This is a genomic window from Sphingomonas sp. CFBP 13706 (genome assembly GCF_014842355.1).
Lineage (GTDB): Bacteria > Pseudomonadota > Alphaproteobacteria > Sphingomonadales > Sphingomonadaceae > Sphingomonas > Sphingomonas aerolata.
The window spans coordinates 1-13,456 of the sequence record NZ_JACYVM010000032.1 but is presented as its reverse complement, the minus strand read 5'-3'; the positions used below and the strand labels follow the sequence as shown (position 1 = coordinate 13,456).

16 protein-coding genes are annotated in these 13,456 nt (G+C 57.8%); 9 read left to right on the top strand and 7 right to left on the bottom strand.

Going from position 1 to position 13,456, the window contains the following annotated elements; translation table 11 throughout:
* Positions 1–555: 555 nt before the first annotated feature.
* Positions 556–1,404: a hypothetical protein gene (locus IFS44_RS21195; protein ID WP_206757898.1), complete on the top strand. Its 849-nt coding sequence runs from the start codon at positions 556–558 to the stop codon at positions 1,402–1,404.
* A gap of 13 nt (positions 1,405–1,417) precedes the next feature.
* Entirely contained in the window at positions 1,418–1,921 is a 504-nt protein-coding gene (locus tag IFS44_RS21190; RefSeq protein ID WP_206757897.1) for a DUF1643 domain-containing protein, read from the top strand.
* Between the two features lie 597 nt (positions 1,922–2,518).
* On the opposite strand, the gene IFS44_RS21185 is transcribed toward IFS44_RS21190, so the two are convergent.
* The 3 genes from IFS44_RS21185 to IFS44_RS22695 form a co-directional block, all read right to left on the bottom strand.
* A complete protein-coding gene (locus IFS44_RS21185; protein ID WP_192100056.1) occupies positions 2,519–2,812 on the bottom strand; it encodes a hypothetical protein in 294 nt (97 codons plus the stop codon).
* Positions 2,813–2,879: 67 nt separating this feature from the next.
* The gene (locus tag IFS44_RS21180; protein WP_192100054.1) at positions 2,880–3,137 is read right to left on the bottom strand and encodes a hypothetical protein; all 258 of its coding nucleotides are present in this window, start codon (positions 3,135–3,137) and stop codon (positions 2,880–2,882) included.
* Positions 3,138–3,275: 138 nt separating this feature from the next.
* Positions 3,276–3,398, bottom strand: a complete 123-nt coding sequence (locus IFS44_RS22695) for a hypothetical protein (RefSeq protein WP_274604262.1) — start codon at positions 3,396–3,398, stop codon at positions 3,276–3,278.
* A gap of 324 nt (positions 3,399–3,722) precedes the next feature.
* Here IFS44_RS22695 and IFS44_RS21175 point away from each other — a divergent pair, with 324 nt between their 5' ends.
* A complete protein-coding gene (locus IFS44_RS21175; protein ID WP_192100052.1) occupies positions 3,723–4,028 on the top strand; it encodes an HU family DNA-binding protein in 306 nt (101 codons plus the stop codon).
* Positions 4,029–4,179: 151 nt separating this feature from the next.
* Positions 4,180–4,458 carry a hypothetical protein gene (locus IFS44_RS21170; RefSeq protein WP_192100050.1) on the top strand — a complete coding sequence of 93 codons (279 nt, stop codon included), beginning with the start codon at positions 4,180–4,182 and terminating at the stop codon, positions 4,456–4,458.
* Between the two features lie 225 nt (positions 4,459–4,683).
* On the opposite strand, the gene IFS44_RS21165 is transcribed toward IFS44_RS21170, so the two are convergent.
* Complete coding sequence (locus IFS44_RS21165; RefSeq protein WP_192100048.1) at positions 4,684–4,980, bottom strand: hypothetical protein; 297 nt, start codon at positions 4,978–4,980, stop codon at positions 4,684–4,686.
* A 496-nt stretch (positions 4,981–5,476) separates the two neighbouring features.
* Between IFS44_RS21165 and IFS44_RS21160 the strand changes: the two genes are divergently transcribed.
* From IFS44_RS21160 to IFS44_RS21150, 3 genes are all read left to right on the top strand, one after another.
* Positions 5,477–7,279, top strand: a complete 1,803-nt coding sequence (locus IFS44_RS21160; RefSeq protein ID WP_192100046.1) for a CHASE4 domain-containing protein — start codon at positions 5,477–5,479, stop codon at positions 7,277–7,279.
* Positions 7,279–8,037 carry a TorF family putative porin gene (locus IFS44_RS21155; protein ID WP_192100044.1) on the top strand — a complete coding sequence of 253 codons (759 nt, stop codon included), beginning with the start codon at positions 7,279–7,281 and terminating at the stop codon, positions 8,035–8,037. The genes IFS44_RS21160 and IFS44_RS21155 overlap by 1 nt, the downstream gene beginning before the upstream one ends.
* Before the next feature lie 210 nt (positions 8,038–8,247).
* Positions 8,248–8,553: an HU family DNA-binding protein gene (locus IFS44_RS21150; protein WP_192100042.1), complete on the top strand. Its 306-nt coding sequence runs from the start codon at positions 8,248–8,250 to the stop codon at positions 8,551–8,553.
* Between the two features lie 1,326 nt (positions 8,554–9,879).
* Here IFS44_RS21150 and IFS44_RS21145 read toward each other — a convergent pair.
* Positions 9,880–10,443 (bottom strand): recombinase family protein, encoded by a 564-nt coding sequence (locus tag IFS44_RS21145; protein WP_192100040.1) that lies wholly within the window; start codon positions 10,441–10,443, stop codon positions 9,880–9,882.
* Positions 10,440–10,574, bottom strand: coding sequence for a hypothetical protein (locus IFS44_RS22690; protein ID WP_274604261.1), 135 nt, complete (start codon positions 10,572–10,574; stop codon positions 10,440–10,442). Before IFS44_RS22690 ends, IFS44_RS21145 begins: the two co-directional genes overlap by 4 nt.
* Before the next feature lie 17 nt (positions 10,575–10,591).
* Here IFS44_RS22690 and IFS44_RS21140 point away from each other — a divergent pair, with 17 nt between their 5' ends.
* Positions 10,592–10,906, top strand: a complete 315-nt coding sequence (locus IFS44_RS21140) for a hypothetical protein (protein WP_192100038.1) — start codon at positions 10,592–10,594, stop codon at positions 10,904–10,906.
* 1,223 nt (positions 10,907–12,129) lie between these two features.
* Entirely contained in the window at positions 12,130–13,041 is a 912-nt protein-coding gene (locus tag IFS44_RS21135) for a hypothetical protein (protein ID WP_206757896.1), read from the top strand.
* Positions 13,042–13,269: 228 nt separating this feature from the next.
* Here IFS44_RS21135 and IFS44_RS21985 read toward each other — a convergent pair.
* The coding region (locus IFS44_RS21985) for a hypothetical protein (protein WP_206757895.1) at positions 13,270–13,456 on the bottom strand (187 nt) is incomplete at its 5' end.

Genomic DNA, 13,456 nt, shown 5'->3' with positions numbered 1-13,456 from the left:
CCGCCGACACTACTGCAAGCCCGACTTTTTCAACACAATCGGGCGTCTGCGGACCGGCCGCTTTTGGGCGTCGAGTTTACCAATCGCGAATGTCGCATTGTGGTGGTTTGCGGACCGGCTGCTCTCGGGTGAGTGAGCGTGCATAGGAGACGTTGGCTGGCCAGTCGGCTTTCCCGAAAAGGATCGTAGTGTGGGATCAGACCTGAACGACCGCTATCGCCGGTTTGCAGGTTCGAACGGCTAGGCTGCCTTACCGTCACCCGCATCCAGAACTGGCACCGCATCGCTGCCAACGAGTTCGGGTTCGATATGGTGTTTACCGCCGAAGACAGCGGCGAAAGCTACCTGTGGAAGAACGTCGTGCACAAGGAGCCGGGCGGAACTTGGCTGATCGCTTGACGGGTGCCTGGCATCCGCTTGACCACGTCAGGGTAGCCTTGTGGTCAAAGCGCCGACATTATGCGCTGCGATGGGAACAGGTAGGAGTAAGCACGAGGCATTCCCCATCCCACACGAAGCTTCGGCGCTGCTTGCCATTAAAGAGGATGAGGACGGATGAGTTCGAGATCGGCACTGGAGGCGATATGGTGCGGGGGAGATGCGCAAGGCGGCACAATGCTGCCTCTGCGAGCGCACGCTGCACTGCTCGCCGACACGATATTCGAAATCGTCAACGAACAACCGAAGGAGTTCATCGTCTGGCACGCGGTGAGCGATCAGTTACGCATGTCCTCGTTCGTCGAGGACATACATGCTCGATCACCTGGCTCGATCGACTTTTGTGGAGGCTTCGCCGAATCGGATCTCGCCTTCGGCGAGATGGCGCAGCTCTGGCTAGGCGGTACAATCATCTTCGGACTCGTATGGCAGGCGTACGAATTGTCGGTCTTGGCTCGAAAGCCGAACTCGACGTCGCAGGGCGAGGACGGCATTAAGCTCATCAGCGCGGCGGCTGACGGGCGGAAGTGTCCGCATCTGGTCGAGATCACCGAAGCCGTCGTAGCCAATCTGTCGCACCTTGCGTCGGAACTGCCCGACAAGCGAAGGAAGAAGATCCTGAAGGGGATAGCTGAGATCGATATCTGTCTCGCTCCTGCCAAGCTTGCTGCAAGCAGCCTCGCCTACCTCCGAAATGCCCTGATCCATGGACAACTCGTCGCGCCGCTCACGTCGTTCGGTGACGAGGACGACGATCCCATCGAGAACGACCACAAGATCCGCGTCTTCCATAACGCCATAAGGCTGACGCTGATCCTGATCCAACTACTGTTCGCCGCAGCGTTCCCCGAAGGCGAAGAGACGGAAGCGGGCGGAGATCTGGTCGAGATCGGCGAATTCATGCAGAATTTACATATGAAGGCTGATCCGATCAGCCGCATCGATGTCAGCGGGACCCGCTCCTGATCCGTCAGTAGGCATGATGACAGGCGTTGCCAAAACCGCCAGCGTCACCAAATTCTGCTCATGTTCACGCTCGAACCCATCGACCATACTTGCCCCCCCAACTGCGGAAACCGTTCATCAGGGCGAGTGGCCGTTCGACCGCGAAATGTTCGAGCGGGCGCTGCATGATGGCGTGATCGAAGGTCGGCACTCGCCGGCGGAACTGCCGGACGAGGTGGATGGGTACAGGACATCGATGACGCGACCGCGACGTCATCGGTTGCAGTACCGATGGGATGAAAAGCTGCCGGTGCTTGGAGTGATCGCCTGCAATCCGTCTATGGCGACGCGTCGGCGGCTCGATGACACACTGCACCTAGTGGTCAATCAGGCGAGGCTTTGGGGTTTCGGCGGTATCGACCAAGGCAATCTCGATCCCGTCTACGAAACAAATTCGAGACTGATCGACCGCACTGCGGACCTCGCGGATCCGATCAACATGGGGTCACAACACGAAAGTGAATTTTGCGTACGCTAGGAGCGAACGGACAGCGAACGGCGATACTTGGCGAGAAGCAATCCGACCGCTTTCCGGGAGGTAGGTTTGATAGCTGCCACCGTGTCGCGATGCTGCCTTTCTCGAAAAGGATCCTTTCCGAGAAAGCGGGAGTGACCAGAAGTATCATTTACGGCCGTTTGAGTGGCTACTGCTGTTCACTCCAAGCGGGCACGCTCCCAGGCCACACGAACGGAAGCGAGCCTAATACGAAACCTAAAAAAGTCGCTTGAAGAGAAACCGCCAAGCCAAATGCAGGTATGGCTAGGACGACTAGTGCATACGTATTCGCCATGACGTCGGAGATCATTATCGCTGCCGCCAAAAGCAGACCCGATCGCCTAAATCTAGTTAATATCAGAGCGATAGCTAACAGGTCCAGTAAGATCAACGACGTCCAAAATGCTTCAAGAAGAAGCGGCCCCCAACTGTAGGGTCGCCAGCCATATACTAGAAAGTCGCGGGCATGGTTGAACGCGCCTACTCCGAAGCAGGCGACATAAATCGCTAACACCACCCGGCTGCGGACGTTCGAGCGTGATCCCATAGCAAACGATATTATCGACTCATTCAACCGTTTCACCCGCGAAAGAACAATGTCGCGATCCAGGCGAGCAGCACCGATCCGATGATCGCAGTCGGAACGGCGAACAGACGACGCCGCTCGGCGGCCGCATAATGTGCCTCTAGACTGAAGTAGAAGCGGCCGGTGGCTGCTTGGCGGACGATGCCGCGTGCGCGCAAGCGATTGAACGCTGACTGCTCGCGGGAATCGCGCGGGACGAAGGCGATTGCGTCTTCCGGGTGGATCGCATGCTGCGCCAGGAACAGCCCTGGGATGGTCCCGCGTATCCGGTGCGGACGGGTCTCCATCGCTAATGGCGCGGCGGCATTAGGCCGAGGCCTACGCCGGTCCTGGGGTCGGGCTTCGGGCAATAGCCTATTTAGCAAGCGCGAGCACCGTGGCAGCGGCGACCGCACTGGCGACGACACCCGACGTCGCCGTAATCGTTGTCGCACGCCGCCGTACCGTGCCGCGAAACGCACCGAGCTTGCCTGCATCAAGACAATAGGGCCCCACGCCGTTGTCGACGGTCGCGCCATAGCGGCATAACCGTCTAGACGTCCGCGCATTGATGGCTTCATAGGCGATCGCGTGTTCTGCCCCCGTCGCCTTGGCTGCAACGAAGTCGTTCACAATCCGTCTAGACCCAGTACCCACATGGCAATCCCCCCGCGTCGATTTTGCATAAAGCGTGGGGGTACGCAAATCCTACCGCCACTTGCCCGAATAGCCAATACCTACCGGCCGACCACGATGCTTAATCTTGCGAGGTCACACCAGCTTTTCAATGAGCATCATGGCGATGCTCGACATCGGCACGACCGAAGCCGATGGCAGCGTGCCTGTCGGCGGCTTGCCGCCATCGCGTCGAGGCTGGGCCGCATTCTTCCCCATGGGCATCTCCAAACGATTCCGAGAACGCCTGTGCCATGTCGCGCCATGACATTTACCGCTGACAAAGGGAGCCAATTAGCGCTGACATCTACAACCAAGGCGTCGGTTATGAGCCTCATAAAACGACCGGGGCTGTTGAAAAATGCCGGTCGCCTCGCGCTGCGTTTGTCAGAAGGGATCCTATTTCGAGAATCGAAGCTTGCACGGGCCGCGTCGCAAAAGGAGTCGCTTTTGCGCCACCGGTCAGGATGCGCGGCACCAGTTATGGCATGACGATCGCTGCCCGAAACGATACGTTTGCTTGTGGTTAGCAGCGGAGGCCAAATGCGTAAAAGTGAGCTTATTCAGAGCATAGCCTTACTAAATCCGGACCTGTCAGAACCAGTATGCCGGACGTTGGTAGGAAAACTGTTTAACGCCATTATCGACCATCTCCGAGATGGCGGTGCCGTTGAATTACGCGGTTTTGGACGATTTTTTCTAAGCCAGCATGCTCAGCGAACCGTCCGAAACCCTCGAACGGGGGAGGCTATCCTGAAAGGCGAATTCGCGGCAGTACGATTTCGTCCCGGCAAGTTAATATGTGCCCGGATTAATACTCAGGTATCCACCGAAGCCAAAGGATCCTGATGCAAAAATCAAAGGTTTTGCATCAACTCTTATCGTGAATTTACTAGCCTGAGCGGTGATAGCTGCTACCTAGCACTCCTGCGATTAGAGGCAAGGGACTCTGGACTAGCGCCCATCTGCGACCCATGTTTCGACGAGAAAGGGGATGACGATGGTTAGTACATCCAACGACGGCATCATGTCTGAATACCTCGTGAAGTGGGGCTTGGCCAAAACGAGCGAGCGTGAGCGTCCGACAGACTTGCTTGAGACACTTTACATAGCCGAGCGCTTTCAGGCGGGTGATGACCTGAAGCCATTGCGCGAAGGCTATGACCATTCCGTTTGGAACGGCGTTTCGGCCGCCGAGGTTGATCGCCGCCTTATTATGTTAGACGAGTTTATGATTAAGCTCGCTCGCAATCGTGCCGAAATGTGGGGCGCCAACTAAAGCGATCAGTGGTCAGCTATCGTCGGCTCCGGCCTCTCGATAGCTGACCATCGACCGCGCGAACATGATGCAAAATCACCAGTTTTGCATCAGGCTTGAAGCCGCTGAAATCGTGGCATCGCTTGATGCATAAATCCGATGCGTGTCGGTCGTGAATGTCCGGGTTTGGTGGAAAACGGACGTATAGCGCGACGACGAGAACCGCTGGCGCGTCTCGCTTACCCCTCAGCGTGGCACGTCACTAACGACCCGCTTGTCTCCGTTGGGTGCTGTGCCTTGTGGCATGTCGTGGACGACGAGCTTGTCTCCGTTGGGTGCCGTGCCTTGTGGCATGTCATGGACGACGAGCTTGTCTCCGTTGGGTGCCGTGCCTTGTGACATGTCGTGGACGACGAGCTTGTCTCCATTGGGTGCCGTGCCTTGTGGCATGTCGTGGACGACGGGCTTGTCCCCGTTAGGTGCTGTGGCCGAGGCTTGTGCCTGCATCGGCAGTGTTGCCAGTAACAGCATGATCATGCTCATATGTGCCCCACTCCGCTTCAGCGTGCCTATAGGCTACCTTGCCTGAAGAACGAAGGTCAATGCCACTGACCTACAATGGATGTCTGCATCTGGGCGCTTTCTGCCGATCCCGCCTTTCCCGAAAAGGAAGGTCGATTGAGACAGCTGGCAAGCCCGGGGCAGGGCTCTCGCCCCAACGAGACCATTCCCGAAATCTGTTCCGATTGGCTTTTCCCAAAACAGTCGAACGATGACGGAGAAATGGGAAAGCGCTACGTCGCGAAAGTGCTGAATTTCGCATGTTGCCTATTATGCGACACGGGATGCCTGTCGCAACCTGCTTCCAAAAACGCCCATTTCGGCAGTTAGTTGGACGTTAACGACCGACATCTAAACCGGAATGATGCGATCGGTTAGAAGGGACAGGCGGGAAACAGCGACGCACGCTTCGCTACCGAACTACCGACGCCATTTTGTGTACCCATTATCGGCCGCGATGGTGGCGGCAGGCGTCATCATGGTCACGTTGCTGGTCTGGTTGACGGTTCAATCCGATGCACAGGAAGCTGTTCGCGAGACAGAGCTGGCGCAGCTGGTCATCTCCAATCGGCTCGACTTCATGGTACGCAATCAGAGCGACTATGCGACATGGGACGATGCCGTCGCCAAGCTGGTGCTGTCGATGGATAGCGAGTGGGCCAACGATAACATCGGGCCTTACCTGTTTCACACTCAAGGCTACGAACACAGCTTCGTCATCGATGCCCACGACCGCACGATCTACGCTAGCGACCGTGACCACCAGGCCAAACTCGACCCGTTCGCCCTGATGGGTCCCGCTCTGAGGAAGGCTATCGCAGAGCTGAGGGCAAAGCCGACGGGTGAGGATCATCGACGCCGGGGCCTGATCCGTATCGGCGACCAACCTGCCGTGTTCAGCATTGCCGCGATCATTCCCGATCCAGGCAAAGTGAAGCTTCCCACCGGGCCTGCTTCATACCTCCTGTTTATCGACGTGCTGACACCCGATCAGATCACTACGCTTGGCGCCGACCGTCGTCTTGCCGACATGCGCTTCCTTCCTTCTCGCGCATCTGCAGACAGCAGTCTGGGCAGGGTGAAACTCAGGGGTTACGACGGGGCGTTCATAGGCGATCTGGTTTGGACACCACAGCTGCCCGGCACGGCACTGCGCGACATCGTCCTGCCGATCCTGCTGTTCATCATGGTGGCACTGGTCTTGATCGGTGTTCGTATCCTGCGTCACTGTCGCCGTGCCATCGAACAGACCAATGCCGCGATGCTGAGGTCCGCTGCCGACGAAAAAGAAGCCCGAGACGCACTGGATGCACTTACTCTGGCTCGCGCCGATGCTGCGAATGCCGACGCCGCGGCACGCGTACGCCTGGAAACAACAGTTGATGAAGTGCGACATGAGAACGCCGAACTGAACGACCGGCTGAGAGCCGCTCGGCAAGCTGCCCTGATCGACGCCAAGACCCGGCTGGAACAGCGGCTTGGGCCAGCTATCAAGACGATTCGGCACCAGGGCCGAGTCCTTGGCACTGCCTCGAAGCGCGTTCGCGAGCAAGCCGGTGGGCTTCAGGAGCTGGTGACGGTCGCTACGAGCGCGGCAGCCCAGACCGACCAGCATATGACGGAACTGGTGCCTAAGGCAGTCGCCTTCGCCGAGGCAGGCTATAACATCCAGCACGAGACCGGCATTGCACTGAACGAGGTGAAGCGTGCGAGTTGTGACGGTCAGCAGGTGGGTGCCAGCGTCACTGCACTTGCCAAAGCATTGGGTGAAATCGAAACCGTGGTCGATGCCATCGATCGCGTCTCGAAGCAGACGAACCTTCTGGCGCTCAACGCCAGCATCGAGGCGGCACGATCGGGGCCGGCAGGGGCGGGTTTCGCAGTTGTCGCCAACGAGGTGAAGGCCCTCGCCAATCATACGGCTGAGTTGACCCGCCAGGTCGCTGGCCAGCTCGACCTGCTTCGTACGCAGACGGTCACCACCTCGACCGCCGTCGACACGATCGTGGCAGCGCTCGGTCGAACGGAAGCAGCCTCCGGCGTAATTGCAACCGCAGTCCATCGTCAGGTCGACGGTGTTCTGATGATCCGTGGCGGTATTGAAGCCGTTGCTGATGAAAGCCGAGCCACTGCCGCTGCGGTCACCAGCGCCAGCTCGGCGATTGCCATTGGTCATGCCGCAGCTGACCAGATGGAGGCAGCCGTCGCTGATCTGTCCAGCACCCTCTCTGATCTCGGTGATGACATCAACGGTTTCCTTCGTCAGCTGGAAGTGGCCTGATGCTTGAGGCCAAACCTGCCATCATAGCCGCTGTGGCAGCCGCGCCGGATTCTCCCGCATCGGGACAGGCCTCCGGTCCCCGCCCAAACCGGGATCTTGATGCCATCCCCGATGGCAGGGCTACGGAGGGCACCAAGCCCACCATCAGCCTGAATGCTTCGGTAGTCAGTGATTACCGGCTGCGTGGCATTACCCAGTCGGCAGGTCATGCAGCCGTCCAGGCATCGATCGAGTTAGTCAGCCCCGCCGGTTTATATACCGGCGCCTGGGGATCAACCATTGCCACTTATGAGGGAGCTCATACCGAACTGGATTTCTACGGCGGATACCGGACGAAGGCGACAAGCGTCGATCTCGACATCGGCATTATCTCGTACCTGTACCCGGGTGCTGACGGGGTCAGCAGCGCAGAGCTGTACGCAACCGGTGCCCAGGTCATCGGCGATGCGACCATCAAGTTCGGGATCAGCTACACCCCCCGCCAATCCGAACTGGGCGATGGTGACGGGCTGTACCTTTTCACCGAAGCCGAGAAGCCGCTGCCAGGACTGCCCCTTACGGTGCGCGGCCATATCGGTCGCGAGACAGGCGTGGACACGATAACTGGCAGCCCCAAGCTGGACTGGCTGCTCGGTGCCGACACTCACGTTGGACCAGCCACCATTTCGCTGGCTTGGGTCGATGCCCGTTACCGCGGTCGCAGCAGCCAGGATCACCACAGTGGAAGTGTCGTCGCTGCCGTGGCACTCGATTTCTGACCACTCCACGATTGCTCGGGTCGCTCATATCCTGATTTCGGACGTCGCGTATGTCGCTGGTTTCGCGACAGTAAGCGACCAATGACGACATCTGTCGTGTTGCAAAAGGGGTCCCTTTTGCATCACCGGTCAGGATGCGCGGCACCAGTTATGGCATGACGATCGCTGCTCGAAACGATACGTTTGCTTGTGGTTAGCAGCGGAGGCCAAATGCGTAAAAGTGAGCTTATTCGGAGCATAGCCTCACTAAATCCGGACCTGTCAGAACCAGTATGCCGGACGTTGGTAGAAAAGCTGTTTAACGCCATTATCGACCATCTCAGAGATGGCGGTGCCGTTGAATTACGCGGTTTTGGACGATTTTTTCTAAGCCAGCATGCTCAGCGAACCGTCCGAAACCCTCGAACGGGGGAGGCTATCCTGAAAGGCGAATTCGCGGCAGTACGATTTCGTCCCGGCAAGTTAATATGTGCCCGGATTAATACCCAGGTATCCACCGAAGCCAAAGGACCCTGATGCAAAAGTCAAAAGTTTTGCATCAGTGGCCGGTCAGCATGAGGCCGTAGCGGATATTCGAGGTGCGCGGTAAGCTCGGCTCCTGAGTTGAGGAAACTTGCTATAATGACATTCGTGACAGCGTTTTTCGGTTTGTGGTCGATGCTCTGGCTTGCACCCAGAACCCCAATTGGTCGGATGCTTTCTCATTGGATGGTCGAATGGCCAGCTGATCGGTTGAGCCGTGTGTCTAGAAGTAACCTCGTCATGCTGGCCGGAGGGCTTCTTCTGGTCTGCGTACTGCTTTGGTTAGAAGCCGGCGATGCATTGCGCGTGCTGGGTATGGCTGGACCTGAAACACTAGGTTGGGTTCTTACATTCGAAATCAGTAGCTTTGCCGACGTTCTGGCTGTTGCAACTCTCGCTTGGTCAAGCTGGAGTGGAGGGGAAGCAAGGCTGCGTCCTTCCAATGTAATCCGCCGCGTGCGTGCTGGGTGCCGCAGAATGCGCCGCACTCGGTCCACCAAGGCTACCAAAGGCCCTGCTGCTAATGATGACGACCCGTACGTGCTGAGCTGCGCAGCTTAGCAAGCCGGTCTGCATCAGGGCGACGAGGCGTTCTCGGTCCGATGTGGCAAACGATCGTCCCGATACTTCGCTGGAATCTCGCGCATCAGGATGCCCGAAAGCCCCCCCACCAGCGATGCGGCAATCATCCACCAATGGGGTAACTTTGCATGGCCGTCATAGATTGCGAGCGCTCCTCCGATCGCCAAGTATGCAACGATGAGGCCCCCAACGTAACGAACGAACATATCTAGCCGGGGTGACAATCGTCTCATGGCTTGGCTCCTCTGTCGGGGATGATGACATGGGCATCAACCATCTACAATTCAGGCCTTCGATAACAATCAGAGGCCCGCCCAATGCAAAACTCACAGATTCTGCATCGACCGAAGAACGGCAGAAAACCTGGTGACCTGCCGATGCAAAACACCGATGCACTAAGTCTCTGAAGAGGATTGCAGACCGCATGCTAGGGCGGTCGTCTTGTATGGAGGATTAGCGGAACACAGCGTTGTTTTTCCATTTTTTATCAAGCTTGTAGCGTCCTACCCTTCGGGGGGAGTTGGTGGTGAAGCTCGCGATGCCCTGCCGGTCGACGGCCGGCAGGGCATTTAAGTCATTGAGGCGGGAACCCATTATCGCGAATATGGTTCTTCCATCAGACCGCAACTTCCCCCCCCCTTTGTTTGTCGGTTTCCCAAGCGCCCCGCTGCACCCACCCGCAGCGGGGCATTTTGTTGTCTGTCGTAAGCAGTGAAACACTACGGACAACATGTGCCGTCATGAGCTTGGGCGATTTCGCAGCGCTCGCCACAAAGTTGATCGGCTGACCCCAAGAAGGCTCGCCATACTGGCGGTGGTTTCCCGGTCGCCGGCAATTTCCTCGCGGGCCTTGTCCAGTTGCGCACCGGATAGAACTCGGGGCCGGCCGAGATGACGGCCACGCTTACGAGCAGACGTCATGCCGGCGCGGGTCCGTTCTACGATCAGTGCGCGCTCGAACTCGGCGAGCGCTCCCATGATATGAAACACCAACTTACCTCCGGCGGAACTGGTGTCGATCGCCTCGTTAAGTGATACGAATCCGCAACCCCGATCCTGCAAAGCCGATACCAGCTCAATCAGGTGCGGCAGGGAGCGCCCCAGGCGATCAAGTCGCCATGTCACGAGGGTGTCACCCTGTTTCAACGTGGCGAGCGCTTGGTCGAGCCCAGGACGCCGACGTGCAACACCTGAAACACCTTCGTCTTCGTAGATCATGCCGCAGCCGGCAACAGCTAGCGCATCGCGTTGAAGATCGAGGTTTTGTTCCCCGGAGGAGACCCGTGCATAGCCGATTTTCATTGGTTTGTTTTGCTACAGCCTTTTGCAACGGCCAACCCACTGATTTCATTGAGGCCAAAACTTGTTGCGAAAGGGAACCCTTTTGCAACAACAGGAACGGCAAAAAGCGCCCAATTGCGGTCATCCAGCATGGCGCTACAGTTGCCCCATGATAGATTTTGCAGATCGCGTTCGTATTAGATCCTCTGCCGATACAGAGCGGCTGGGATTAGCGGGCCGGGAAGGGGAAGTCTACGGTTTGACCACCCCTTCGCAAATTGGGGTATCCGTCATTGGCTCGACGGTGAACGACTACGCGATCAACGTGCACTTCGAGGAAGTCGATGAAGCCTTCTGGTTCTCCGAGGAACTGGTTGAATTGATCGACAAGGGTGCGGGCACGGTCATCAGCCTTGACGAACACAATGCTGAATGGGGCCGCCTTCCAAACGGTCATTGGGAAGAGCGGCCCCGCTCGAAGTGAACTTCCAATGTCCGCTGTCCACCAGATAGCGACGTTCGCGATCGGCAAAGCGGCCCCCCAAAGCCGCCTTTCCGCTGTCGCCCACACTCGGTCGTACCTGTGGTCCTACCGGTCCCGATTGCCAACACTCATTCATCAGCTACAATTAGATAGGGCTAGGGGCGGAGACTATCGTAATGATTGGCTTGTTGGCACTTGCGGTAGCCACGGTACCTTCCTGTCCGGTTGAGCACGCACGCTATGTTTTGCGCCACGATCAAAGAGTAACTGCCCATTTTCGCCCAGTCGACAGCGGTCCAGATTGGCCAAGCCATGTTGCGATAGCAGTCCAGCACAAAGAATTAGGGAAGACCTTTTGGTGGCTGCCGTGGAACGGCGGCTCGAACGGGCTCCAAAATGTTGCGTCTACGGACGACGTCACCGCCAAAGGTTGGCAGCCACCAAGTCCGGATGGAGGACCTCGTCCATACGGAGACAGGCAATACATCGGAACCGATGTCATGTATAATCTGATCAATCACGTTCCAAAGCGGGGAGAACCTGCTCCGGCTCATATGCTTTTCCGGGACGCGGCGGGTTCCAAAGACACCGCCTTCCTCGACAGGCAATTCTTTGATCTCGTTGGTTGCCGGAAGGGAGGCAGCTAAAACGGCGTTACCTTCCCATTTGCCCCCGAAAGCGGACGGTCCGCTCACCACCAAACCCGATCGTTCCACTTACCCCCAGATCCATCTCAATGATCAGGCACTTGCACGTATCACAGCAGCTAGACGGGCCGGCCCAGTTTAGTAGCTACGCTACTGTGCACCTTTTCCGCTGTGCGGGTGGACGAGGATATGATTGACGTCTAGCCTTGGTCCGAGTTCTCGGAGTCTTTAGCGATGCTGATAGCGCGTTGGTTAGTGGCATGCGGCCTGTTAGCCACCGCACCCCTGTCCGCCCAAGTTACGCCCCCTCCAGTCGCAAAAGAGACATCGGGGCGTGATATAGTTGTCACCGGCAGCCGTACTTTGGATTATAAAAGGCACGTCGACGAATGTCTTGCAACGCATTGCTCGCCTGACAGGGACATTGCCGCTACGCTTGCTCTCGCTCAAGCGCAGTTCGAAGCGGGGACATATGATGCGGCACGCGCATCCCTGTTGGCAGCAAGGCGTCGCAATGCACGGTTTGCAAAGCAATACCCGGTGGCGGTTGCTAACCTGCACCATGCTAATAGCGTGATGGCAGCGCATCTCGGCCTAGCCGACAGCGAGCTGTCCAGTGCTCTCGACACGATCAGCGCGATGAAGGCGGGCATGGCTGAAGACGATCCACGTGTATTCCTGGAGCGGATCGAGCTTGGCGATGCCTATGCTCGCGCTGGCCGGTTTATAGGAAGCGAGAAGCAGTATGCAGGCATTGCCCGACGCGCTCACAAGCTCGGCCTCATTGAGATTGAGGGCCTTGCTCTTTTACGGGTAGCTACGCTCAAAACCCGCCTTGCCGAACAAAATTACACGGTTTTCGGCTTCGCAGCACGCCGGGCTATCGATGCGTTGATCGCGAGGCGCGAACCGGCGTTGCAGCCTTATCAAGTAGCCGGCCGGCAACTGAGTTTTCTGCTCGCTGCCCAGACGACCCCCGGGCCCGAGCTCGATCGCCTGATTAAACGATATCCAAGGCAACCCGCTGGAGCGCCTGCGTTGTTATTATACGCCCCCGCAATTGCGCTGACCGCGTCTTCCCGGGGATCAGGTAACCGCTTCGCCCCGAACTCCAACCCTGCTGCCATGTTTAACACCGAAATGCCGCCGGTGGCGATGGGCAGCTATGTCGGACAATGGATCGATGTGGCCTTCGCGATCGGCACTGACGGGCGGATCAGTGACGCGCACATCTCGCGGCATGGCGATCATGTAGCGTTGAAGGGGGGGTGGGCCGAGCAGGTGGTCCGTTCTGTATCGGTTCGTCGCTATGCCCCGCAAGTGCAGCCAAGCTATGGACGCGAACGCTATACCTTCACCGCGAACATGGTTGCGGTGACGGGGTCGCGCCTGATGGCCCGCGATCCAACCCCGCGCTTGGTTCGCGCGGATCTTGGCCCAGAGACAACTGCATCAATGACGGCGCCCAATCTCAAGCCGGCGTCCTGAAATCCTATTGCTCTTCATCCAACGATTTTTTCCGAAATGCAGCGCCGCCGAAGCACCCGGTTAGCTGAAGTTTTCACTCGGAAAGCCTAGCCGCCGTAGTCACGTCTGATTTGGCATTACGCGACGCAAGCCCACAAGTTTTGCATCGACCAAAAAACGACAGGAGCCGGCGCATTCGTTGATGGAAAAGCCGACGCATTTGGGACGCTCGTTCGATGATCGGTTTTTCTAGGTTCGCCCCCCCAGAAAGGCCAGTCCGCTTTCTACCAGGTCGCGACGTTCAGGCGCTCGTCGCGTGCCGACCGTGCTTGAAAGCCGAGTGGCAGCTATCAGGCGGCAAAGCTGCCAGTCCGCAAGCGCCCACTTGTCGACCTTCTTTGGTTCTGTGACGATGCCTGAAAGCTGCCGTTCGTTT